Raw genomic sequence first — 22,769 nt, forward strand, 5'->3', positions numbered from 1 at the left:
ATCGGGTGCCGCCGGCACCGCTCCCCTATTGATTCTACAGATTGATTCGACAGATCGATTCGACAATCCGAGCCGCCTTCTCATGAAAATCCTGCACACCGCCGACTGGCATCTGGGTCATCAACTCCATGGCCACGAGCGCCGCTTCGAACACGACGCCTTCCTCGACTGGCTGGCCGACACCATCAAGAGCCGGCAGATCGACGCCCTGCTGGTGGCGGGGGATCTGTTCGATACAGCCAATCCCCCCGCCAGCGCCTGGCAACAGCTCTACCGCTTCTTGGCCCGGCTGCGGGCCGAGATGCCCAGGCTCAACATGGTGCTGATCGGCGGCAACCACGACTCCCCCTCCAAGCTGGATGCCCCTCACGAGCTGCTGCGGGCCTTCGATCTGCACCTGGTGGGCAGCATCAGCCGGGATGGGGAGGGGCGGCTCGAGACCGAACGCCTGCTGGTGCCGCTGCAGGACCAGGAGGGCAAGGTTGCGGCCTGGTGCGCCGCCGTGCCCTTCCTGCGCAGCAGCGATCTGCGGGTCGAGCCGCTGGAAGAGGGGCAGGATCGGCTGATCGAGGGGGTCCGTCAGGTCTATGCAGAGGTGCTGGGCGCGGGGCGCGCGCGCTGTGAGCCCGGCCAGGCGCTGATCGCCATGGGCCATGCCTATCTGGCGGCGGGCCAGCTCTCCGAGCTGTCCGAGCGGCGGGTGCTCGGCGGCAATCAGCACGCCCTGCCCGCCGACATCTTCGCCGCTGCCGACTACACGGCGCTCGGCCATCTGCATCTGGCCCAGAGCCCGGCCCCTGGGGTGCACTACAGCGGCTCGCCGCTGCCGCTGTCGCTGGCAGAGGCGAACTACAACCATCAGGTGCTGGAGGTGACGCTCGAGGATGGCAAACTGGCGGGGCTGGAGCGACTCCCCGTGCCCCGCAGCGTCGAGATGATCCGGCTGCCGGAGAGTGAACTCGACGCGGCGCTCAAAGCCATAGAGGCCCTCTCCCTGCCCGAATGCCCCCAGGAGGCGCAGCCCTTCCTCGAGGTGCGCCTGCTGCTGCCCAAGCCCGAGGCCCGCATCCGCGAGCGGATCCTGGCGGCGATGGCGGGCAAGCCGGTGCGGCTGGCCCGCATCAGCACCCGCTATCAGGGCTCGGGTCAGGGGCTGGCCGATGGTGCCAGCCGGCGCAGGCTGGATGAACTCTCGCCGACCGAGGTGTTCAGGCTCTGCTATCAGCGCCAGTTTGACGGTGAACCAGAGGCCGAACTGGTGGCCTCGTTTGAAGAGATCCTGGCGCAGGTGAAGGAGTCCGAAGCATGAAAATCTTGTCTCTCGCCGGTGAGAACCTGGCCAGCCTGACCGGCACCTTCGCCATCGACTTCACCCGTGGCGCCCTGGGGGCCGCGGGCCTGTTCGCCATCACCGGCAACACCGGCGCAGGCAAGAGCACCCTGCTCGACGCCATCTGCCTCGCACTCTATGACGAGATGCCGCGCTTCATCGCCAATCGCAAGCACGTAGCCGAGGTGGGTCGGGCGGATGACGAGGAGAAGCTCAAGGCCAACGACGTGCGCGGCATCCTCAGCCGTGGCCATGCCAGCGGCTTTGCCGAGGTGCAGTTTCGCGGCTGTGACGGTCGCATCTGGCTGGCACGCTGGGCGGTGCGGCGGGCCCGCAACCGCTCGGAGGGGCGCTTTCAGGCCCAGGAGCGCAGCCTGACCGACGTCGTTACCGGCCAGCTCTTCTCCGGCAGCAAACGGGAGCTGCAGGAGCGCATCGACGAGCTGGTGGGCCTCTCCTGGGAGCAGTTCCGCCGCGCGGTGATCCTGCCCCAGGGGGAGTTCGCCGCCTTCCTCAAGTCGGGCGCCGACGAGCGCTCGGCGCTGCTGGAGCGGATGACTGGCACCGAGCTCTACTCCGCCATCTCGGTACAGACCCATGAGCGGGCCCGTGCCGAGCAGCAGACGCTCGCGGCCATAAGCCAGCGGCTCGGCGATGTGGCGCTGATGGACGAGGCGACCCGCGAGCACTGGGTCGCCGAGCAGCAGCGCCTCTCCACCAGTCTCAAACACGAGCAGCAGCAGCGTCAGCTGTTGCAGGACTTGCGCGACCTCAACGATCGCATCGCCGCCCTGCGTCTGGCCTGTCAGGAGGGGCAGACCGCACTCGCGGACGCCGAGGCGGCTCATGCCCAGGCGGCCCCGGAGCGGGAGGAGTTTGGCCGCGCCGAGCAGGCCCAGGTGGCCCGCGCCGATCACGACGAGCTGGCCCGCCTTGACCAGGAGGTGCAGCAGCAGGAGCAGCTGATCGGCCAGTTGGGACCCGAGCTTGAGCTGTCCTCGCAGGCGCAGCAACAGGCCGTCCTGCGCGAGCAACAGTTGCTGGCGGACAAGCTGAGCGCCGAGCGGGAGTGGGGGGCCCTGCAACCCGAACTCAAGCGGGCACAGGATCTCGATACCCGCATCCGGGAGAAGGCCGGCCAGTTGCAGGAGATCCAGCAGCAGGGGGCGCAGGCACGCACCCTGCAACTCCAGCTGCAACAGGAGTGGCAGCAGCAGCGCGAACGGGCGCAGGCGCTCGAGGATCGCCGCCGGCAGTGGGCGAGCTGGCTCGAGGAGCGCAAGACGCTGGCCCCGCTGGCACGCCAGTGGCAACCCCTGCTGGCGGCCATGCAGGACTGGGCCGAGAACAAGGCGCTGCTGCAGCGCTTGCTGCAGAGTCGTGAGCACAAGAGTCATGCCCTGCGCGATCTGCTGGCTCGCCTCGAGCAGGGGCAACAGGAGCGTGACCATTGGCAGCAGGAGCGTGCGCGTCTGCAGCAGCAACACGATCAGGTGCAGGCGCAGGAGTGGGACGCCCAGGTCGCCAGGGCGCAGGAGCTGCGTCAGTCCCGCACCGAGCAGCTGGCACGGGTGCGGCAGTTGCTGGAGCTGGCACAGGCGGGTCGCAATCACAGCGAACAGCAGCAGCGATTGTGGCAAGAGATCGGCATGCTCGAGCAGCAGCTGGCCCGGCTCGCCGCCCAGCGCGATGAGCTGGAGCCCGCCTTGGCGCGGCTCGGCACCCAGCGGGAGGAGGCGCGCCATGCCCTGGAGCAGGCCCGCGCCGTGGCCAGCTTCGAGCAGCATCGCCACGTGCTCCAGGAGGGGGCTCCCTGCCCGCTCTGCGGCGCCGAGGAGCATCCCTATCGCCAGAGCCAGCCCCAGGTGGCTGGCATACTGGCGCAGTTGGCCGAGCGCGTCCGTCAGCTGGATCTCGACTGGGAGCGACTCCATCATCAGCACATCCAAGGGGAGAGCGAAGGGGTCGAACTGGCCCGCCAGCTGGCCGCCCGCCAGCAGCATCAGCCCGAGCTGGCGGCGAGATCCGAACAGCTGAGCCAGCGTTGGTCACTGCTGGGAGGGCGTGGCCTGCCACCTCGCCAGAGCCCGGCGGAGTGGGTCGAGCTGCAGGCCGATCTACTGGCCCAGGGGGAGGCCCTGGAGCACGAGCTGGCGGCCGGCCAACAGCAGTTGCAGCAGGCCCAGCAGGGGCAGCAGCAGCTTGCGGGGCTGCGGGAGCAGCTGGCCCAACTCAACGTCCGGTATCAGCAGTGTGAACAGCAGTGGCACGAAGACGAGCGCCAGAAGGTAGCCTGGGAGGCCGAGCTGAAGGCGCTGGCCGAGCAGGAGAGCACCCTGCGCCAGCGGCTGGCACAGGGGGAGGCCAGGCTCGATCAGCAGATGGGGGCCGAGCCCTGGCGCCAGTGGATTGAGGGTGAGCGCTGGCAGGAGTGGCAGCAGAGCTGCGAGGCCTATCTGCAGGGGCAGGGAGAGTGGGAGCAACTCGGCAACGAGCTCGCCAGCCTGACCCCCCTACTGAGCGCCCAGGAGGTACGGGTGCAGGGCCAGAACGCGCTGCTGCACAAGCTGGAGCGCGACTACAAGGAAGGGGAACAGCAGCGCCAGGGGCTGCTGGCCAGCCGCGAGGCCTGCCTCGATGGCCGCGCCATCGCCCAGGTCGAGCACGAATGGCAGCAGCGGCAGCAACAGGCGACCAGCCGGCTCGAGGAGGCGGTGACCGCCCTGCGGGCCACCAGGGAGCGACAGACCGAGCTCAGGACCCGGCTCACCCATCTCGAGCAGGACAGGCAGCTGAGCAGCCGGCGGCGGCGCGAGGTGCAGGGGCGCTGGGCGGCGCAGGCCAGTGCGCTCGGCATCGCCGAATATGATCTGCGCCGGCTGCTGGCCATCAGCCCGGATGAGCTCAAGGTGCGGCGCGCCGCCTTGCAGCGGCTTGAGGACGCCCTGACCGAGGCCAGAACCCGGCTCGGGGAGCGCCAGCGGGCGCAGGCGCAGGAGGAGGCCAAGCTGGAGCGTTACCGCGAGCATCATGGGGAGCTGACCGCGCTCTCCACCGAGGAGCTGAGCCAGCGCCTCACCACCAGCACGGCGCTGTGCCGCGAGCTGGAGGAGCAGCTGTTCCAGTGCAAGAGCACCCTGGCCCAGGCCGAGACGGCGGCGCTCAAGGCGGGGAGCCTGCAGGCAGAGTTGGCCCGCCAGCAGGGGGTGGTGGATCACTGGCAACAGTTGTCTGAGCTGATAGGGTCGGCCAGCGGCGCCAAATTCCGCACCTTCGCCCAGAGCCTCACCCTGGAGCGCCTGCTGCTGGAGGCCAATGCCCAGCTCGCGGAGCTGTCGCCACGCTACCGGCTGGAGCGGGTGCCCGGCACCGATCTGGCGTTGCAGGTGGTGGATCTCGACATGGGGGACGAGGTGCGTTCGGTGGACTCCCTCTCCGGCGGTGAGAGCTTCCTGGTGTCGCTGGCGCTGGCGCTGGCGCTCTCCAGCCTCTCCTCCCGCCAGACCCAGGTCGAGTCGCTGTTCATCGACGAGGGGTTCGGCACCCTGGATCCGGACAGCCTGGATCTCGCGCTCTCCAGCCTCGACTCCTTGCAGGCGGCGGGCCGCCAGATCGGGGTCATCTCGCACGTCCAGACCCTGGTGGAACGCATCGGTGTGCAAATAAGGGTCGAGGCCCTCGGTGGCGGCGAGAGCCGGGTGGTCTTGCCCTGAGGACGATGCGTCGACCCTAGCAGCAGGCCCCATGATAGGGGCCTGTTTGTTGGCGTGGCCTGTCCGGAGTTATTTCTTCTCGGGGAGCATATTGGTCAGGGTGTTGTCCTTGAGCACATGGTGGTGATAGAGGGCCGCGGCGGCGTGCAGGGCGATCAGGGCATAGCCGATGTTGGCCAGCGTCTCGTGCAGCTCCTTGATGGTCCCCTTCAGGCCATCATCCGGCGCCATCAAGGCGGGCAACTCGGCTCCGAAGAAGGGGATGGGCTTGCCCCCTGCGCTCAGCAGCAGCCAGCCCAGCAGCGGCGTGAGCAGCAGAAAGCCGTACAGTGCCAGATGGGCGAGCTGGGCCAGCCTGAGCATCAGGGGAGAGAGGGCGGGCTCGATACGTGGTGACGGGCTGCTGAAGCGCACCAGCAGGCGCACCACCACCAGTGCCAGGATCAGCAGACCCAGCATGAAGTGCCACTCCTTCATGGCATCGCGGCCGACGGAGCCCTTGGGGAAGATGTCCCTGAACTCCATCAGGCTGTAGACGGCGATCATCAACAGCAGGGTCAGCCAGTGCAGCCCGATGCTCAGGCTGCCATAACGTCGTTCCGTATTCTTCAACATGCTTATCTCCTGCTCGGGGTGCTCGTTGCATCCGCTCTGGTTCTGCCTCTGCCTCTGTCTCTGTCTCTGTCTCTTTGGGCTCGCTTCCTGCGCCCGGACCCGGTCTTAATCGTCTCCATGTTACAAGGCTTGCTTGCCAAAACCTTGATCTCGATAACTTTCTGACACTTCATTCCACTTCCCAAGGGGTGACTGATGGGAGACTTGTCGACGTGGGGTGATACGGCTGACTACCCTGCCTGTGAGGGTCGTGAGATGAGGACCCGGTGATGGGTGGGGTCTGTTCGGATTGCATGGCTCAGCCGATGCGGGGGGCCATGTTGTTGGGGTGACCCCATCATGGGCCCTCGTGACGGGCAGCCCCGTGACTCCGCATGGTGTGGATCAGGGGTTGGAGGCAGGTTAGGGTTGTGACTCGGTATCGGACCGAGGCGCTGGGCGAGGGGGAGTCCGTTATCAACGGATCCTGGCCCATAAAAAAACCGAAGCCAAGGGCTTCGGTTTTTCGTTGCGGCAGCTGGCACAGGCCAGCGGCGCATTATTTCTTGATGCGGATCACCGGAGTCTCGCCCACGGTCACGGCGCCAGTCATCTTGATCAGCTCTTTGATCTCATCCATGTTGGAGATGACCACAGGCGTCAGGGTAGACTTGGCTTTCGCTTCCAGAACGGCCAGATCGAACTCGATGATGGTATCACCGCGTTTGACCTTCTGACCTTCCTGAGCGATACGGGTGAAGCCTTCGCCTTTCAGCTCGACGGTGTCGATACCGAAGTGAACGAACAGCTCGATACCAGAGTCGGATTCCAGAGAGAACGCGTGGTTGGTCTCGAAGATCTTGCCGATGGTGCCGTCGCACGGCGCAACCATCTTGTTGCCAGCCGGCTTGATGGCGATGCCGTCACCGACGATCTTCTCGGCGAAGACAACGTCAGGCACGTCTTCGATCGGTACGATTTCCCCTGACAGGGGGGCAAAGATTTCGATGCCGCCGGTGTCAGAGCTGTCATCGGAAACCAGTTTCTTCAGTTTATCAAACAGACCCATAGTAAAGCTCCTAGAGATGATTGTCGCTGTTTGCAGCCGATCTTAGCAGACTGCCTTCTGCTTAATAAAGTTATCTACACAGGCTTCGATTTCGGCGGCGGTCGCATAGCTCAGAGCCTGGTCTGCCATTGCCTTCACATCTTCGAAGTTGGTGTTACGGATAAGCTTCTTGATACGCGGTACAGAGATGGCGCTCATGGAGAACTCATCCAGACCCATACCCAGCAGCAGCAGGGTGGCGCGTTCGTCACCAGCCAGTTCACCGCACATACCGGTCCACTTGCCATTGTCATGGGAAGCGTCGATTACCATCTTGATCAGGGTCAGGACGGAGGGTGACAGCGGGTTGTACATGGCGGAAATCATCTCGTTACCACGATCGACGGCCAGGGTGTACTGGGTCAGGTCGTTGGTACCGATACTGAAGAAATCCACTTCCTTGGCCAGATGATGAGCCATCACGGCAGCAGCCGGTGTCTCGATCATGATACCCACTTCGATGGATTCATCAAAGGCTTTGCCGTCGGCACGCAGTTCAGCCTTCAGCTGCTCCACGGTCGCCTTGAGGCTGCGGAACTCTTCGACGGAGATGATCATCGGGAACATGATGCGCAGTTTGCCAAAGGCGGAGGCGCGCAGAATGGCCTTCAGTTGGGCGTGCATGATGTCTTCGCGATCGAAGAAAATGCGCACGGCACGCCAGCCCAGGAAGGGGTTCATCTCTTTCGGGAAATTCATGTAAGGCAGTTCTTTGTCGCCGCCGATGTCCATGGTGCGGACGATGATCGGCTGATCCGGCATGGCCGCTGCCACTTCTTTGTAGGCCTTGAACTGCTCATCTTCGGTCGGCAGCGCATCGCGATCCATGAACAGGAACTCGGTACGGTACAGACCCACGCCTTCGGCGCCATTACGGATGGCACCCTCGGTATCCTTGACGGTACCGATGTTGGCGCACACTTCGACCTGATGACCATCGAGGGTGATGGCGGGCAGATCTTTCAACTTGGCCAGCTCGTCTTTCTCGGCCTGGAACTGGGCCTGGAATTTCTTGGCCTCAGCCAGCTGCTCGGCGGTCGGGTTGATGATGATCTGGTTGTTGATGCCATCCAGAATCAGCATCTCGCCATTGTTGACGCGCGCTGTGATGTCGTTGGTGCCCACGATGGCCGGCAGCTCCAGGGAGCGGGCCATGATGGAGGTGTGAGAGGTACGGCCACCGATGTCGGTGACAAAACCCAGCACGTATTTCAGGTTGATCTGAGCGGTTTCAGACGGAGTCAGGTCTTTGGCGACCAGGATGACCTCTTCGTCGATGGTGCTCAGGTTGACAACGGCGATGCCCAGCACGTTCTTCACCAGACGGGTTCCGATGTCACGGAAGTCGGTGGCGCGCTCACGCAGATAGGGGTCATCCAGCTCGGCCATCATCTTGGCGTACTGCTCGATCACCTCATAGATGGCTTTGTCGGCGGAAGCCTTGTTGTCTTTGATGAAGGATCTGATATCCCCTTCCAGCTCCTCATCTTCGAGCAGCATGATGTGGCCTTCGAAGATGGCCTCTTTTTCCTCACCGAAGGTGCGACCTGCCATCTCTTTGATGGCTTCCAGCTGTGCGGCTGACTTGGTGCGAGCTTCGAGGAAGCGGTTGATCTCGGCGTCAATCTGGTCAACAGAGATCTTGCCCTGATTGATAACGATTTCATCTTCTTTCAGAAGAAGCGCCTTACCGAATGCGATACCGGGGGACGCAAGAATGCCAGATATCATAATCCTTCCTATTAAAACGACTGTGGGGGAGGAATAAAGCTGGATTACTCCAGCTCGTCCATCAGGGCAACCAGCTTCTCAACGGCTTGCTGAGCGTCCGGGCCATCGGCCTGGATGGTCACGTTGGTGCCTTTGGTCAGGCCCAGGGTCTGCAGCTTGAACAGGCTCTTGGCGCTGGCGGACTTGCCACCGGAGACCACAGTGATCTCGCTTTGGAATTCTTTGGCTTCTTTCACGAACTGAGCTGCAGGACGGGTGTGCAGGCCGTTTTCAGCAGTAATAACAACAGACTTCTCGTACATGGTTTCACCCCATATTATTGATATTGTGTGGAGAGATGGACGCTTATGAGGCTTCCTGTCTCACCGTGTCAGTATGGATATGTTGTAAAGTAACGAAATCAGACCCGCAATGGTTTAATCCAGGTCAATTTTCTGTGCAGTATTCGGCGTCCTGACCAAGTCTTTTCGTTATCGGGCTACAAGCCGCGCCATGACTGGCTTGAAATTAATTTATAACGAAAAATAACATTTTGTTACCTTGTGATACTTAACCAGCAAACACCTCGTGACGCGGCACAGGATATGAGATTTATCACAGAATGTCTGCTTTTTTTGTCACATCCAAATTTGTTATTTTACCCCAAAAAATAAGGGGCCGACTGACACTGTCGACTACTGAGTTTAGCTCATAAAGAAAACGGCGCTCCGAAGAGCGCCGTTGTTTTGATGTAAGACGATCAATTACTGCTGCAATTCCTGCTCGCTGAATACGCCGGCGAACAGGGCGCTGGAGAGGTAACGCTCGGCGGCGCTTGGCAGCACGACCACTATGGTCTTGCCCTCGAACTCCGGCAGCTCGGCCAGACGAGCGGCGGCCACCACGGCGGCCCCCGAGCTGATCCCCGCCAGAATGCCTTCTTCTTCCATCAGGCGGCGAGCCATCTCGATGGACTCCTCGCTGCTCACCTGTTCGACTCTGTCCAGCAGGCTAAGATCCAGGTTTCCCGGTATGAAACCGGCACCTATGCCCTGGATCTTGTGCGGGCCAGGCTTGATCTCTTCACCGGCCAGCTTCTGGCTGATGACGGGGGACTCGGAGGGTTCGACCGCGACCGAGATGATGGCCTTGCCCTTGGTCTGCTTGAAGAAGCGGGAGACGCCTGTGATGGTGCCACCGGTACCGACACCGGCCACGAACACATCGACGTCACCGTCGGTGGCGTCCCAGATCTCGGGGCCTGTGGTCAGCTCGTGGATCTCGGGGTTGGCGGGGTTTTCGAACTGTTGCAGCAACACATACTTGCCCGGCTCGGATTCGAGGATCTCGTTGGCCTTGGCGATGGCGCCCTTCATGCCGAGCGGACCTTCGGTCAGCACCAGGTTGGCGCCCAGCGCCTTGAGCAGCTTGCGGCGCTCCAGGCTCATGGTGGCCGGCATGGTCAGGGTGATGGGATAGCCACGGGCCGCGGCCACGAATGCCAGAGCAATGCCCGTGTTACCGCTGGTGGGCTCGATGATCTCCTTGCCCTTGGTCAGCACGCCGCGTTTCTCGGCATCCCAGATGAGGTTGGAGCCGATCCGACACTTGACGCTGAAGCTGGGGTTGCGGCTCTCTATCTTGGCCAGCACGCGGCCCTTGGTAACACGATTGAGACGAACCAGTGGGGTGTTGCCTATGGTCTGGCTGTTGTCCTCAAAAATTTTGCTCATGGTGCTATCCCTGTGTTTGTTAAGGCGATGAAACAAGATTACCCTGTGGTTTCTGAATGAGAAGTGACGAATCGTTATAACAATATGTTATTACAACATATAGAACTTATTCTTTCTTACCGAGGCCTTGCTCGGGTCTCCCGCCGCCAAAGGAATGGACGTTATGGGATTTGCAGGAAGCGATCGCTACCTCGCCTCAGAGGCGTTGAGTATGGCAGTCAATGCCGCCATCTTGCTGGAGAAACCGCTGCTGATTAAGGGGGAACCCGGCACCGGCAAGACGGTGCTGGCCGAGGCGGTTGCCGAATCGCTTGGCGCCGATCTCATCGCCTGGCACATCAAGTCCACCACCAAGGCCCAGCAGGGGCTCTATGAATACGATGCGGTGGCGCGGCTGCGGGACTCCCAGCTCGGCGATCCTCGGGTGGAGGACATCAATCACTACATTCGCCGTGGCAAGCTGTGGCAGGCGTTCGCGGCCGATCAGCGGCCTGTGCTGCTCATCGACGAAATCGACAAGGCCGACATCGAGTTCCCCAACGATCTGCTGCTGGAGCTGGATCGGATGGAGTTCGACGTCTACGAGACCGGCGAGCGGGTCAAGGCCCGCCAACGCCCCGTGGTCATCATCACCTCCAACAACGAAAAAGAGCTGCCGGATGCCTTCCTGCGCCGCTGCTTCTTTCATTACATCCGCTTCCCCGACAAGGCCGAGATGCAGGCCATAGTCCAGCTGCACTATCCCGGACTGAAAGAGGAGCTGCTGGACGAGGCGATGGCGCTGTTCTTCGAGCTGCGGGAGGTGGAGGGGCTGCGCAAGAAGCCATCCACCTCAGAGCTGCTGGACTGGATCCGGCTGCTGCTGGCCGATGGCATCTCCCCCGAGGCGATGCGCACCCGCGAGCCGGGCAAGCTGGTGCCTGCGTTGTATGGCGCCCTGCTCAAGACCGAACAGGATCTGCACCTGTTCGAGAAGCTGGCCTTCCTGGCGCGGCGCGGTCGCTGAATGCTGATCGATTTTTTCACCCATCTGCGGCGCCACAGGCTGCCCTGTTCGCTGCGCGAATTGCTGGATCTGCACCAAGCCCTGGCGGCCCGGCTCGCCCGCCTAGACATGGATGACTTTTACTTGTTGTCTCGCTGCCTGCTGGTCAAGGACGAGGCCCACTTCGATCGCTTCGATCGCGCCTTCGCCGAGTATTACGACGGCCTGCAGGCCAACCCCCTGTTGCCTGAGACCCTGCCGGATGAGTGGCTGCGCCAGGAGTTCGAGCGGCTGCTGAGTCCGGAAGAGAAGGCACTGCTGCAATCCCTCGGCGGGCTCGACAAGCTGCTGGAGACCCTCAACCAGCGGCTGGCGGAGCAAAAAGAGCGTCACGCCGGCGGCAACAAGTGGGTGGGGACCGGGGGCAGCAGCCCCTTCGGTCACGGCGGCTTTCACCCGGAAGGGGTCAGCATGGGGGGAGAGGGGCGACAGGGCAAGGCGGCCAAGGTGTGGGAGGCGCGCCACTATCGCAACTTCAGTGACGATGACTCCCCCCTGGGTCAGCGCGCCATTCAGCTGGCGCTGCGCAAGCTGAGGCGCTGGGTGCGCAAGGGCAGCCCGGACGAGCTGGATCTCGATGACACCATCCAGAGCACCGCCCGCCAGGGCTGGCTCGATGTGAAGCTGAGGCCCGAGCGCCGCAATGGCATCAAGTTGCTGGTGTTCTTCGATGTCGGGGGCTCCATGGATGCCCACGTGGCCGAGGTACAGCGGCTGTTCTCGGCCCTGCGCCACGAGTTCAAGCATCTGGAGTTCTTCTATTTTCACAACTGCCTCTACGACTTCGTCTGGCAAGACAACAATCGCCGGACCGAGGAGCGATTCGACACCCTGCGCCTGCTGCGCACCTACGGCAGCGACTACAGGGTGATCCTGGTGGGGGATGCGAAGATGGGCCCCTACGAGATCAGCTGGCCGGGTGGCAGTGTCGAGTACTGGAACGAGGAGGCGGGCCAGGTGTGGCTCGCCCGCCTGCAGCAGCACTATCCCAGGCTGGCATGGATCAACCCCATTCCCAGGCGGGAGTGGCTCTGGCACCCTTCCATCAAGTTGATGAATGAATTGATTGGCGGGCGTATGCACCCGCTGACCCTGGCCGGTCTCGCCGCGGCGATCGATCAGCTATGACTCTTACCCTACAAAACAGACAAGCCGGGATCGCACCCGGCCAGGAGCAAAGATGACTGCTATCGTGATCAGTGGCTCAGGCCTCTATACCCCGCCCTTTGCCGTCAGCAACGAAGAGCTGGTGGCCGCCTTCAACCAGTATGTGGATCTCTACAACGAAGAGAACGCCTCGGCCATCGATGCCGGTCAGCTGGCGGCCAAGCAGCACTCCAGCTGCGAGTTCATCGAGAAGGCCTCCGGCATCAAGAGCCGTTACCTGGTGAGCAAGGAGGGGGTGCTGGATCCGGACATCATGCAGCCGCTGCTGGCAGAGCGTCCGGACGACAAACCCTCCATCATGGTGGAGATGGCGGTGGCCGCCGCCGAGCAGGCGCTGATCGCCGCCGGTCGCGAACCCGCCGAGATCGATCTGGTGATAGTGGCGGCTTCCAATATGCCGCGCCCCTATCCGGCGCTCTCCATCGAGCTGCAGCACTACCTGGGGGCGGGTGGCATGGCCTTTGACATGAACGTGGCCTGCTCGTCCGCCACCTTTGGCATCAAGACGGCGGCGGACATGTTGGCGGCCGGTACCGCCAAACTGGCGCTGGTGGTGAGCCCGGAGATCTGCTCGGGCCACCTCAATTTCAGGGACAGAGACAGCCATTTCATCTTCGGTGACGCCTGCACCGCCGTGCTGCTGGAGCGGGAGGCGGATTGCAAGGTGGCAGGGGCCTGGCAACTGGTGGCCAGCAAGCTGACGACCCAGTATTCCAACAACATCCGCAACAACTTCGGCTTCCTGAACCGGTTCAGCCCACGCACCCGCTACGGCGATGACAAGCTGTTCCGCCAGCAGGGGCGCAAGGTGTTCAAGGAGGTGTTGCCGCTGGTGTGCGAGCAGATAGAGCGCCAGCTCGGCGAGCAGGGCTGGGGGGCGGATGCCCTGAGCCGGCTCTGGCTGCATCAGGCCAACCTCACCATGAACCAGTTCATCGGCCGCAAGCTGCTGGGGCACGACGCCAGCCAGCAGGAGGCGCCGGTGATCCTGGACAGCTACGGCAACACCAGCTCGGCGGGCTCCATCATCGCCTTCCACCTGTTCAACCAGGACCTGCCGAGCGGGGCCCGTGGCGTGCTCTGCTCCTTCGGCGCCGGCTACTCCATCGGCAGTCTGCTGTTGCAGCGGCTCTGATCTGGCAGGCACAGGCGTAACATGCAAAAACCACCCGGCGGTGGTTTTTTTATGGGTGTGATCTCAGCGGTGCTCAGGCGGGATCGATGGCCGACACCAGGCAGTGGGGCTCCTGGATCTGAAAGCGCACGTTGAGATCGAACAGCCTGACGCCGTACAGCTTCTCATCCGGCTTGCCTTTCTTGTAGGCGGGGCGCGGATCCTGGGCCAGCACCTCGCTCACCAGCTGGCGCAGCTCGGGGTGGCGGGAGGCGAGCCGGGCGAGCTGCTGCTCCGCCTCGGCGCCGAAGCTCACCGCCAGCGGCGGGGTCGGGGCCTCGGGGGCGAAGCCGCCACGGGCATCCGGCAGGCTGTCGGCATAGGGAATGTAGGGCTTGATATCGACGATGGGGGTGCCATCGAGCAAGTCGACCGCCCCCAGCTCCAGCCACAGCTTGCCCCGCTCGCGGCCGACGCCGTGCAACTCGACCACCGACAGACCGAGCGGATTGGGGCGGAAGGTGGAACGGGTGGCAAAGACCCCGACCCGCTCATTGCCACCGAGGCGCGGCGGGCGCACCGTCGGGTGCCAACCCTGCTCCATGGTCTGGTGAAACACGAAGCTGAGCCAGAGGTGGGAGAACTGCTCTATGCCGCGCAGCACGTCCGGCTGATCGTAGGGGGGCAGCAGCTCGAGCCTGGCCCGGACGGATTTGACCAGACCGGGCTGGCGGGGGATGGCGAACTTCTCCTTGTAGGGAGAATGGATGATCCCGAGGGTGTCGATTTCGAACTTCATGGCGGATCCGCGGCTAAAAAACCCCGGCAATTTAGCACAGCCGACCCGAAAACGCAGGCATAGCCGCGGGATGCCGGTTTCCTTGCTGCCGCCGTGATCTTGCTCCCATCCCGGCCCGCCGGGGGCTGTGCCCCGGCGCCAACTTGCGTAGGGTGGGGACAGGAAGCATATCGGCATGAAATGCGGGCTGTCGCGCAGACGGCTGGTTTGCGCCGGACAGGGGGTATATCGGTATGAAATAGGGGCTGTCGCAGAGACTGTCAGTTCGTACCGAACAAGGGGACATGGATGAAACTGCTTATCATCGGCGGCACCGGGTTTCTGGGTCGCTATCTCAGCTCGCTGGCGCTGGATTGGGGCCACGAGGTGACGCTGTTCAATCGCGGTCATCGCCAGCATCCCGACTGGCGCGAGCTGACCCTGCTACAGGGTGACAGGGATCAGCAGCTCGGTGCGCTGCAGGCGGAAGGGCTGCATTGGGATCTGGCCATCGACACCTGCTGCTACCGGCCCGAGCAGGCGGCCAGCCTGTCCAGGACCTTGCTGGGGCGCTGCGAGCGGCTGATCTTCATCTCCACCATCAGCGTCTATCGCGACTTCGCCCAGGAGGGGATGGATGAGTCGGCACCGCTGCACGAGGTGGCCACCGACGAGTCAGTCACCGACTACGGTCCGCTGAAGGTGCTGTGCGAGGCCGAATATCGCGCCCGCTGGGGGGAGCGGCTCTGCATCCTGCGCCCCGGCGTGCTGTGCGGCCCCCAGGATCCCACGGCTCGCCTGGCCTGGTGGGTGAAGCGGGTGCAGCGAGGAGGGCTCTGGCTGTTGCCGGGCACGGGTCAGGATCGGCTGCAATATCTGGATGTGCGGGACTGCGCCGAATTCGTGCTGCGGGCCGCCGAGCAGCAGCTGGGGGGCTGCTTCAACCTGCTCAAACCCGGCATTGAACTGGCGGACTGGGTAGCGCGCCTCGCCGCCCGGCTGGCCCCGCGCGAACCGCTGCAGCTTGAGTGGGTGCCCTGGCCCGCCTTGCTGGCCGCCGGCATCGAGCCCTGGCAGAGCTACCCCACGCTATTGCCCAACGAGTTGGCCGAATATGCCGGCTATGGCCGCATCAGTGCCGAGGCCGCCATAGTGCAGGGGCTCAACTTCCGGCCGCTGGAGGAGACGGTGGCGGATCTCGCCGACTGGTTGGCGACCGGGGTCGTCGATGAGGCGCAGACCGGGCTCAGTGCCGGGGAGGAGCTGGACTTGCGGCGGCGGCTCTCGACGCAGAGCGTCGTGTGAACAGGCAAGCATCTGGTTGCAGAGTAAAAACAGAGAGGGCGTCCCATGGGACGCCCTCTCTGCTTATCGGTGGCTCAACGCAGGGTGGCGCCGCAGCCGACGAGCAGCTCCCTGAGGATGGCGCGATGGCAGCGGGACTCCTGCTCGCAATAACAGCCCAGCGACAGGTTGGTGTGGTGGGAGAGGGCAGCCAGCAACGCCAGATCGTGGCGGGCAGAGGGATTGGCCATCTCGGCCTTGTACTGCCGGCAGAAGGCGGTCCACTGAGCGGGCGTCTCGGCGGCCTGACCCAGCTTCATGGTGTCGCTACTGGGAGCCAGGTTCGGGAACCAGACATCGTACCAATCCTGGCTGGCAAACTTAGCTTTGGGGACGCCGCGGGGTGGGCGACGCACGGTGCCGATGCGCAGTCCCTCATCCGGCAGACGGGGGCTGCCGAGCCGGACTATGGCCAGTGCCATGGGGGCGGCTTACTTCACTTCAGCGACTTTCAGCGCCTGGCCGTAGCAGATCACCTGCTTCAGGCAGCCCGGCACATCGCTGAACTCGGCGCACTTGTCGAAGCTGACGCCGTTGCCACCCATGTCCGCCACGCGGCGGCGGGCCAGGGTACGGGCCTCACCGGCATTGGGCACCGGCTGATTGGCATCGATCTGGCAGGATTCCCCCTCGACGGTGCCGAGGTAGAGGTAGTTGAGGTCGGCAAGCTGACCCTGCTCATAGATCTGGACGCCGCCCGGCTTGAAATACTCGTCGAAGTTTTCCTTGTCCAGATTGCTGTTGAAGGAGAAATCGGCGCAGCCAGAGGCGATGAGGGGCAGCAGTAGAGTCAGGCGTTTCATGTCGGCTTCTTGTTGAACAGTGAGGGGGCCATTATAGGGGCCAGTCGCTGCCCGGGACCAGCCCCATTTTTAGCCATAGGGAGGGGGCGTGACGGGGATCAGACCGGCGCCAGCCGCTGATGGAGGCTGCGATAGTCGTCGTCGGTCAGCAACTCCTGGAAGAGTGAGGGGCGCATCGGTGGATCCGCCCCTGTTCCTTTATTTAGGCCTGATAACGGCGGATCAGACCGGTGCCAACCGCTGATGGAGGCTGCGGTAGTAGTCGTCGCCCAGCAACTCTGCGTGAGGGGCGCAGAGGCGGATCTGCCCCTCTTCCATCAGGGCTATCCTGTCCATCTGCTCCAGCCCCAGCAGGCGATGGGAGATGAGCAGCAGGGAGCGCTCGGCGCCGAGCTTGAACAGCAGGGCCATGATCTCGCGCTCGGTCTGGCTGTCGAGCCCCTCGGTCGGCTCATCCAGCAGCCAGAGCGGCGCATCGTGCAACAGGGCGCGGGCGATGCCGATGCGGCGGCGCTCGCCGCCGGAGAGGGGCCGTCCACCATCCCCCAGCCAGACATCGAGACCCATCTCATCTTCCAGCAGGGCGGCGAGCCCCACCAGGTTCAATACCTCGACAAGCCGCTCATCGCTGGCGGCCGGGGCGGCCAGCTTGAGGTTGTCCCGCAGGGTGGCGGCAAACAGGTGCACCCGCTGGCTCACCACCGAGCAGGAGGTGCGCAGCGCCTCTTCCCCATAAGTCGTGAGCGGCTTGCCATCCAGCAGGATCTCGCCCGCCTGCATCTCCCACTCGCGGGTCAGCAGCCCCATCAGGGTGGACTTGCCGCAGCCGGTCTGGCCCAGCAGCGCCAACTTCTCGCCAGCCTGCAGCTCTAAGGAGCAGCCCCGCAGCACGGGTTGGTCATGGCCGGGGTAGGTGAAATGGAGGTCGCGGATCTGCAGGGAACCCTCGCGGGCATGCTGTTGTTCATCCCCCCACTCGGGGGCCTTGGCATCTTGCAGGATCTCGTTGAGACGACGGGCCGAGGTGAGGCTGGTGGAGAGGTGCTGGAAGGCCCCCGCCAGCGGCAGCAGTGCCTCGAAGCTCGCCAGGGTGGCGAACACCATCAGCGCCGTGATGGGATCCGGCACCGCGCCCCCGACGCCATGACCGGCCAGCCACAGCATCAGGGTCAGGGTCCAGCCGCTCAGCAGCTGGACGCTGGCATTGGCCAGGCCGCTCACCCTGGCCATGCGGGCCTGGGCGCGGATCAGGGCCTGCTCGGCCTGTTGCAGCTCGGCGAGCGCCTTGGGGGCGGCGGCAAACATCTGCAGCTCGGCCTGGCCGTCCAGATAGTCCACCAGCCGGGTGCGCAGGCTGGATTTCTCGGCGATCAGCGCCTGGCCCGGCTTGCGCCCGGCGAAGTAGAACACCAGCGGCAGGGCAATCATGCCGAGCAGCAGTATGGCCCCAAGGATCAGCGCCAGGCGGCTGTCGAAGAAGGAGAGGAAGAATACCAGCCCGGCACAGCTGAGCAGGGCCGCCCCTATGGGGGTGATGAGGCGCAGGTAGACATGATCCATGGCGTCGATGTCGGCCACCAGCCGGTTGAGCAGGTCCGCCTGGCGAAAGCCGGCCAGGGTGCCGGTGGAGAGCGGCGAGAGTTTCTGCCAGAACCAGACTCGCAGCCGGGTCAGCACCCGGAAGGTGGCGTCGTGACTCACCACCCGCTCGCCCCAGCGGCTGGCGGTGCGCACTATGGAGAAGAAGCGCACCCCGCCGGCCGGGGTCATGTAGTTGAAGGTGTCGCGGCTGGCGACGGCCAGCCCGGCCACGGCGGCGGCGGAGAGGAACCAGCCGGAGAGGGACAGCAGCCCCATGCCGGCCACCAGGGTGACGAAGGCCAGCAGCAGACCCAGCGAGAGGCTGAGCCAGTGCTGGCGGTAGAGGCGCAGGAACGGCAGTAGATCAGTCATCGAGAGAATCCCCTGAACGTTGGGACAGCAGCCGGGCGAAGGGCCCCCGGGCCTGGCTGAGTTGGGAGAAATGGCCTTGCTCCACCAGCTGGCCGCGCTCCAGCACCAGGATGTTGTCCATCTGGCTGAGCTGATCGAGGCGGTGGGTGATCATCAGCAGGGTCTGGCCTGCGCTCGCCTGCTCGAGGGTGCTCATGATGGCGCGCTCGGAGTGGCGGTCCAGGCTGGCGGTGGGTTCATCCAGCACCATCAGCTGGGTGGATTTGAGCAGGGTGCGGGCCAGGGCGAGGCGCTGGGCCTGGCCGACCGAGAGGCCGCCAGCCTGATCGCCGACCTGATAGTCGAATCCCTTCTCACTGGCAAACTCCCAGGCCTGGGCCCGTTTCAGGGCTGCTTCCAGCTCGGCATCGTTCGCGGAAGGCCTGGCCAGCAGCAGGTTGTCACGCAGGCTGGCGTGGAACAGCTGCGGGTTCTGGGATAGCCAGCCCAGTTGCAGGCGCCACTGACTCATGTCCAGCTCGGCGAGCTCCTGCCCGTTGACCCGGAGTTCGCCGCGATAGGGGGCGAAGCCGAGCAGGGCGTTGACCAGCGAGCTCTTGCCCGCGCCGCTGATGCCGACCAGGGCCGTGCGTGAGCCGGGCACCAGCTGGAAGTCGAGCGGGCCGACCAGCACCTTGCCCTCTGCGCTCAGCACCTCCAGGGCGCGGGCCTCCACTCTGATGGGGCCATCGGCCTGGAAGGGGGCATGCCCGGAGGCGGGTTCGCTGACCTCGGCCTCCAGAAACTCCAGCAGCTGTTCGGCGGCACCTATGGCTTGCGCCTTGGCGTGATAGTGGGCGCCGAGTTCACGCAGCGGGGCGTAGAACTCGGGGGCGAGAAACAGCACGAACAGGCCGGTAAAGAGGGTAACTTTGACGCCATAGTTGCCGAAGTTCAGGTGATCTATGTAGGAGAAGCCGAAATAGACCGCCACCAGCGCCACCGCGATGGCGGCGAAGAACTCCAGCACGGCGGTGCTGAGGAAGGCGAGCCGCAGCACCTCCATGGTGCGCTCCCGAAAATCTTCCGAGGCGTCGCGAATGGCCTCACCCTCGGCCTGGGTGCGCAGGAAGAGTTGCAGGGTGCGCAATCCCTTCAGGCGATCGAGGAAGTGACCGGAGAGCCGCGCCAGCGACTGGAAGTTGCGGCGGTTCGCATCGGCGGCGCCGACCCCCACCAGGATCATGAAGAGCGGGATCAGGGGGGCGGTGCCGAGCAGTATGATGCCGGCGGCCCAGTTGACCGGGAACACGGCCACCAGGATCACCAGGGGAATGAACACGGCGACGGCCATTTGCGGCAGATAGCGGGAGAAGAACTCCTGCATGTCTTCGATCTGCTCCAGCAGCAGGCTGGCCCAACTGCCGGCGGGGCGGCGCTGGATGTAGGCCGGACCGAGCCGGCCGAGGCGGGTGAGCACCAGCTCGCGGATGGCCTGGCGCACAGCGCTGCCCGCCTTGAAGCTGGCAACTTCGCGGCCATAGGCCAGCCCGGCCTTGGCCGCAGTCACCAGCAGCAGGCTAATGAAGAGGGGGATGGACTGTTCTGGCGTGGTGCCTTCGATGATGAAGCCATGGAGCAGGGTGGCCAGCAACCAGGCCTGGGCAACCATCAGCATGCCCTGACCCAGGCCAAAGCCGATGGAGAGGCCGATCCAGCGTCGGCCATGGCTCGATTGTTTGCGCAACCAGCCATAGAGATGTTTCTGCGTGTTCTTGTCCATTACCACCCTCCTCGGTCGAGTGGCGCAAGACTATCGTCGCCCCCATGGCTTGGCAACCTCGCAGATCCGGCGGCGTGAAGATGATTGATTGAAAAAGCAGCTGCATGCTCATTAGTTGGCCGAACAGCTTGATTTATGGCAAAAAACAGGACGGCGGTGATTGCGCTCGCCGGCAAAATGCATATAGTAGAGGCCACTGACGCGGGTGTAGTTCAATGGTAGAACGGTAGCTTCCCAAGCTGCATACGTGGGTTCGATTCCCATCACCCGCTCCACATTCCGATATCCGGTAGACGACCCGTCTCGTTATTGCCTCTGCCTCGCACGCTACCCCTGACGCCGATCAACTCCCCGAATATCGACAGCAGTTTCTGAGCCTTGCGGGCATCGTATAATGGCTATTACCTCAGCCTTCCAAGCTGATGATGCGGGTTCGATTCCCGCTGCCCGCTCCAGATATCAAACAAAAAGCCCACTCAACCGAGTGGGCTTTTTGTTTTTCCCGCGTCGCGCAAGGCGCCGGTTGCCGGAAACAGAAGAGGCGCCAAGGGCGCCTCTCACTCCACACTCTGCCGGTCGGGCTTATTCCTGCTCCAGCTCACCGCAGAAGCGGTAGCCTTCGCCATGGATGGTGGCGATGATTTCCGGGGTGTCACCCACGCTCTCGAAGTGCTTGCGAATGCGGCGGATGGTGACATCGACGGTGCGATCGTGGGGCTTCAGCTCGCGGCCTGTCATCTTCTTGAGCAGCTCGGCACGGGTCTGGATCTGGCCCGGGTTCTCGCAGAAGTGCAGCATGGCACGGAATTCTGAACGGGGCAGCTTGAACATGTCCCCAGCCGGGCTGACCAGTGCGCGGCTGTTGATGTCCAGTGCCCAGCCGTTGAACAGGTAACGCTCAACCAGCTTCTTCTCTTCACCACCGGCGGTGACGTTCATGGTGCGGCTCAGCAGGTTGCGAGCACGGATGGTCAGCTCACGAGGGTTGAACGGCTTGGTGATGTAATCATCGGCGCCGATCTCCAGACCCAGGATCTTGTCCACCTCATTGTCACGACCGGTCAGGAACATCAGGGCGATGTTGTCATCTTCGCGCAGCTCACGGGCCAGCAACAGGCCGTTCTTGCCCGGCAGGTTGATGTCCATGATCACCAGATTGATGGTGTGGGTGGTCAGGGCTTGATGCATCTCGTCGCCATTGTTGGCCTCGAGCACGATGTAGCCTTCGGCCTCGAAGATGCTTTTCAGAGTGTTGCGGGTGACCAGTTCGTCTTCGACGATCAGAATGTGTGGTGTTTGCATGAGTATTCCCAGATTCTTATCAGTTAATTTTCGAAATTTTAACACTCTTTGGCGTTATTCGACCGGTCCTGAAAATTTATTACGTCATCCTGGGTATGAATATCAGGTCGAATCATCGCGAATTTGGTATCGATGTTGGCAAACATCCTTGTGCCACACATGGGGTCTCAACAAGCCTGAACGAGCGAAGCCCTGAAAGGTAGTCCATTACAAAAGTTGCTGCATTTTATCAGTTAACAGGCGCATAACAACACTCTTTGCCGTCAGATAGCAACTTTTTAACTCTGGCTTGATATAAGTCAAACCCTGAGTTCGCTGCATGATACTTGGGCTGGCCCGCTTTTTCGCCCCTATGGAATGTAATGGGATGTAACATGTGATTGACATGATTTTGTGGGAAAACTACAGAAAAGTCTGTTTTTTTGCCCCGTTCGAGCCGCCCTCCTGGCCCGCCTATGCCATCGTCACGGCCTGGAATCTGGCCAGCAGATGGGTAGGAATGCGTCGCAACTCTCGTCGTCATCTTGCCCTGTTGCGGCTCATCGACGACGCCCCCGACTTGCTCGTCATGGGGCCTGTGTGGGGTAGCTCTTTGGACGAAAGTTGGCAGGAAGAGTCGTTATTGTTACAGATGCCCCGTGCCGATGCCGTCCGGCTGGCCAGCCGTTTCGGCCAGAATGCCTGCTACTGGGTCGAGGGGGAGAGATCTGGCTGATCCCCGTGCTGATGAAGGGGGAGCCACACCATCTGGGCAGACTGGCCTCCTGCTGGATTGTCAGGGACCCGACATGATGAAAGAATGAACGGACTCACTCCATGGAAGGACGCTGACGATGCTGGACTTACTCCCCGACCTTTGCGATCAACACGGCGATGCCGTGCAGGTGGCCGAGCCGCTGTTCCACGACTATGGCGGCAAGCCGCTGTTTCATGGCCAGGCGGTCACCCTCTCCTGTTTCGAGGATAACAGCCTGGTGCGGGAACTGGTGGCGCAGCCCGGCCGGGGCAAGGTGATGGTGATCGATGGGGGCGGCTCCCTGCGCCGGGCACTGCTCGGGGATCAGCTGGCCATCAAGGCGGTGGAGCAGGGTTGGGAGGGGATCCTGATCTATGGCGCGGTGCGGGATGTGGGCACCCTGGCGACGCTGGCGCTGGGCGTCAAGGCGCTGGCAGCCTGTCCGGTCAAGACCGAGAAGCTGGGGCAGGGTGAGCTGGATGCCGAGCTCTCTTTTGCCGGGGTGACCATAGCGCCGGGTGACTATGTCTACGCCGATCTCAACGGCGTGCTGATCAGTGGTGCCCGGCTCATCTGA

Annotated in this window: 18 protein-coding genes, 2 tRNA genes and 1 pseudogene; 10 read left to right on the forward strand and 11 right to left on the reverse strand. The window is 63.2% G+C overall.

Annotation, left to right across the window (positions count from 1 at the left end; all coding sequences use genetic code 11):
- Nucleotides 1-82: 82 nt before the first annotated feature.
- Together AACW18_RS10570 and AACW18_RS10575 are read left to right on the forward strand one after the other, a co-directional pair.
- A complete protein-coding gene (locus tag AACW18_RS10570) occupies nt 83-1,309 on the forward strand; it encodes an exonuclease SbcCD subunit D C-terminal domain-containing protein (protein WP_218388603.1) in 1,227 nt (408 codons plus the stop codon).
- On the forward strand, nt 1,306-5,043 hold the full coding sequence (locus AACW18_RS10575; protein WP_218388604.1) for an AAA family ATPase: 3,738 nt from the start codon (nt 1,306-1,308) through the stop codon (nt 5,041-5,043). The genes AACW18_RS10570 and AACW18_RS10575 overlap by 4 nt, the downstream gene beginning before the upstream one ends.
- Nucleotides 5,044-5,112: 69 nt before the next feature.
- Here the strand turns inward: AACW18_RS10575 and AACW18_RS10580 are convergent, their stop codons facing one another.
- From AACW18_RS10580 to cysK, 5 genes are all read right to left on the reverse strand, one after another.
- Nucleotides 5,113-5,658 (reverse strand): cytochrome b, encoded by a 546-nt coding sequence (locus AACW18_RS10580; RefSeq protein ID WP_218388605.1) that lies wholly within the window; start codon nt 5,656-5,658, stop codon nt 5,113-5,115.
- Nucleotides 5,659-6,196: 538 nt separating this feature from the next.
- The gene (crr, locus tag AACW18_RS10585; RefSeq protein WP_005325875.1) at nt 6,197-6,706 is read right to left on the reverse strand and encodes a PTS glucose transporter subunit IIA; all 510 of its coding nucleotides are present in this window, start codon (nt 6,704-6,706) and stop codon (nt 6,197-6,199) included.
- A gap of 42 nt (nt 6,707-6,748) precedes the next feature.
- Nucleotides 6,749-8,476, reverse strand: a complete 1,728-nt coding sequence (gene ptsI, locus AACW18_RS10590) for a phosphoenolpyruvate-protein phosphotransferase PtsI (RefSeq protein ID WP_042653924.1) — start codon at nt 8,474-8,476, stop codon at nt 6,749-6,751.
- A gap of 44 nt (nt 8,477-8,520) precedes the next feature.
- Nucleotides 8,521-8,778 (reverse strand): HPr family phosphocarrier protein, encoded by a 258-nt coding sequence (locus tag AACW18_RS10595; RefSeq protein ID WP_005338266.1) that lies wholly within the window; start codon nt 8,776-8,778, stop codon nt 8,521-8,523.
- Nucleotides 8,779-9,219: 441 nt separating this feature from the next.
- Nucleotides 9,220-10,188: a cysteine synthase A gene (cysK, locus tag AACW18_RS10600; protein ID WP_042653923.1), complete on the reverse strand. Its 969-nt coding sequence runs from the start codon at nt 10,186-10,188 to the stop codon at nt 9,220-9,222.
- 163 nt (nt 10,189-10,351) lie between these two features.
- Here cysK and AACW18_RS10605 point away from each other — a divergent pair, with 163 nt between their 5' ends.
- From AACW18_RS10605 to AACW18_RS10615, 3 genes are read left to right on the forward strand one after another with little or no spacing between them, the layout of a single operon-like run.
- Nucleotides 10,352-11,194: an AAA family ATPase gene (locus AACW18_RS10605; RefSeq protein ID WP_218289968.1), complete on the forward strand. Its 843-nt coding sequence runs from the start codon at nt 10,352-10,354 to the stop codon at nt 11,192-11,194.
- Nucleotides 11,195-12,361: a vWA domain-containing protein gene (locus AACW18_RS10610; RefSeq protein ID WP_218388606.1), complete on the forward strand. Its 1,167-nt coding sequence runs from the start codon at nt 11,195-11,197 to the stop codon at nt 12,359-12,361.
- A 52-nt stretch (nt 12,362-12,413) separates the two neighbouring features.
- Nucleotides 12,414-13,535 carry a beta-ketoacyl-ACP synthase III gene (locus tag AACW18_RS10615; protein WP_218388607.1) on the forward strand — a complete coding sequence of 374 codons (1,122 nt, stop codon included), beginning with the start codon at nt 12,414-12,416 and terminating at the stop codon, nt 13,533-13,535.
- Between the two features lie 73 nt (nt 13,536-13,608).
- Here the strand turns inward: AACW18_RS10615 and tsaA are convergent, their stop codons facing one another.
- Nucleotides 13,609-14,313: a tRNA (N6-threonylcarbamoyladenosine(37)-N6)-methyltransferase TrmO gene (tsaA, locus tag AACW18_RS10620; protein ID WP_218388608.1), complete on the reverse strand. Its 705-nt coding sequence runs from the start codon at nt 14,311-14,313 to the stop codon at nt 13,609-13,611.
- A 288-nt stretch (nt 14,314-14,601) separates the two neighbouring features.
- Between tsaA and AACW18_RS10625 the strand changes: the two genes are divergently transcribed.
- Entirely contained in the window at nt 14,602-15,597 is a 996-nt protein-coding gene (locus AACW18_RS10625) for an NAD-dependent epimerase/dehydratase family protein (protein ID WP_218388609.1), read from the forward strand.
- 74 nt (nt 15,598-15,671) lie between these two features.
- On the opposite strand, the gene AACW18_RS10630 is transcribed toward AACW18_RS10625, so the two are convergent.
- From AACW18_RS10630 to cydD, 4 genes are all read right to left on the reverse strand, one after another.
- Nucleotides 15,672-16,058 (reverse strand): DUF488 domain-containing protein, encoded by a 387-nt coding sequence (locus AACW18_RS10630; protein ID WP_218388610.1) that lies wholly within the window; start codon nt 16,056-16,058, stop codon nt 15,672-15,674.
- 9 nt (nt 16,059-16,067) lie between these two features.
- The gene (rcsF, locus tag AACW18_RS10635; protein ID WP_042653916.1) at nt 16,068-16,439 is read right to left on the reverse strand and encodes an Rcs stress response system protein RcsF; all 372 of its coding nucleotides are present in this window, start codon (nt 16,437-16,439) and stop codon (nt 16,068-16,070) included.
- A 222-nt stretch (nt 16,440-16,661) separates the two neighbouring features.
- Nucleotides 16,662-18,392: a heme ABC transporter ATP-binding protein/permease CydC gene (cydC, locus tag AACW18_RS10640; protein WP_218388611.1), complete on the reverse strand. Its 1,731-nt coding sequence runs from the start codon at nt 18,390-18,392 to the stop codon at nt 16,662-16,664.
- Nucleotides 18,385-20,154, reverse strand: a complete 1,770-nt coding sequence (gene cydD / locus AACW18_RS10645; protein ID WP_218388612.1) for a heme ABC transporter permease/ATP-binding protein CydD — start codon at nt 20,152-20,154, stop codon at nt 18,385-18,387. The genes cydC and cydD overlap by 8 nt, the downstream gene beginning before the upstream one ends.
- Before the next feature lie 201 nt (nt 20,155-20,355).
- On the opposite strand from cydD, the gene AACW18_RS10650 reads away from it, so the two are divergent.
- Both AACW18_RS10650 and AACW18_RS10655 read left to right on the forward strand, forming a co-directional pair.
- Nucleotides 20,356-20,429 (forward strand) — tRNA-Gly (locus AACW18_RS10650).
- Nucleotides 20,430-20,534: 105 nt separating this feature from the next.
- Nucleotides 20,535-20,609: transfer RNA gene (locus tag AACW18_RS10655), tRNA-Gly, on the forward strand.
- A gap of 127 nt (nt 20,610-20,736) precedes the next feature.
- Here the strand turns inward: AACW18_RS10655 and arcA are convergent.
- Complete coding sequence (arcA, locus tag AACW18_RS10660) at nt 20,737-21,456, reverse strand: two-component system response regulator ArcA (RefSeq protein WP_033130442.1); 720 nt, start codon at nt 21,454-21,456, stop codon at nt 20,737-20,739.
- A gap of 376 nt (nt 21,457-21,832) precedes the next feature.
- Between arcA and AACW18_RS10665 the strand changes: the two are divergent.
- A pseudogene (locus AACW18_RS10665) lies at nt 21,833-22,248 on the forward strand (DUF3293 domain-containing protein).
- A gap of 41 nt (nt 22,249-22,289) precedes the next feature.
- The gene (locus AACW18_RS10670; RefSeq protein WP_042653911.1) at nt 22,290-22,769 is read left to right on the forward strand and encodes a putative 4-hydroxy-4-methyl-2-oxoglutarate aldolase; all 480 of its coding nucleotides are present in this window, start codon (nt 22,290-22,292) and stop codon (nt 22,767-22,769) included.

This window comes from Aeromonas sp. sia0103, assembly GCF_963895295.1.
GTDB classification, from domain to species: Bacteria; Pseudomonadota; Gammaproteobacteria; order Enterobacterales; family Aeromonadaceae; genus Aeromonas; species Aeromonas encheleia.

Coding starts and splice junctions, on each gene's coding strand:
- AACW18_RS10570 (WP_218388603.1), top strand. CDS start 83: ATGAAAATCCTGCACACCGCCGACTGGCATCTGGGTCATCAACTCCAT.
- AACW18_RS10630 (WP_218388610.1), bottom strand. CDS start 16,058: ATGGCACTGGCCATAGTCCGGCTCGGCAGCCCCCGTCTGCCGGATGAG.
- AACW18_RS10595 (WP_005338266.1), bottom strand. CDS start 8,778: ATGTACGAGAAGTCTGTTGTTATTACTGCTGAAAACGGCCTGCACACC.
- AACW18_RS10610 (WP_218388606.1), top strand. CDS start 11,195: ATGCTGATCGATTTTTTCACCCATCTGCGGCGCCACAGGCTGCCCTGT.
- crr (WP_005325875.1), bottom strand. CDS start 6,706: ATGGGTCTGTTTGATAAACTGAAGAAACTGGTTTCCGATGACAGCTCT.
- arcA (WP_033130442.1), bottom strand. CDS start 21,456: ATGCAAACACCACACATTCTGATCGTCGAAGACGAACTGGTCACCCGC.
- AACW18_RS10615 (WP_218388607.1), top strand. CDS start 12,414: ATGACTGCTATCGTGATCAGTGGCTCAGGCCTCTATACCCCGCCCTTT.
- AACW18_RS10670 (WP_042653911.1), top strand. CDS start 22,290: ATGCTGGACTTACTCCCCGACCTTTGCGATCAACACGGCGATGCCGTG.
- rcsF (WP_042653916.1), bottom strand. CDS start 16,439: ATGAAACGCCTGACTCTACTGCTGCCCCTCATCGCCTCTGGCTGCGCC.
- ptsI (WP_042653924.1), bottom strand. CDS start 8,476: ATGATATCTGGCATTCTTGCGTCCCCCGGTATCGCATTCGGTAAGGCG.
- AACW18_RS10625 (WP_218388609.1), top strand. CDS start 14,602: ATGAAACTGCTTATCATCGGCGGCACCGGGTTTCTGGGTCGCTATCTC.
- tsaA (WP_218388608.1), bottom strand. CDS start 14,313: ATGAAGTTCGAAATCGACACCCTCGGGATCATCCATTCTCCCTACAAG.
- cydC (WP_218388611.1), bottom strand. CDS start 18,392: ATGACTGATCTACTGCCGTTCCTGCGCCTCTACCGCCAGCACTGGCTC.
- cysK (WP_042653923.1), bottom strand. CDS start 10,188: ATGAGCAAAATTTTTGAGGACAACAGCCAGACCATAGGCAACACCCCA.
- AACW18_RS10575 (WP_218388604.1), top strand. CDS start 1,306: ATGAAAATCTTGTCTCTCGCCGGTGAGAACCTGGCCAGCCTGACCGGC.
- AACW18_RS10605 (WP_218289968.1), top strand. CDS start 10,352: ATGGGATTTGCAGGAAGCGATCGCTACCTCGCCTCAGAGGCGTTGAGT.
- cydD (WP_218388612.1), bottom strand. CDS start 20,154: ATGGACAAGAACACGCAGAAACATCTCTATGGCTGGTTGCGCAAACAA.
- AACW18_RS10580 (WP_218388605.1), bottom strand. CDS start 5,658: ATGTTGAAGAATACGGAACGACGTTATGGCAGCCTGAGCATCGGGCTG.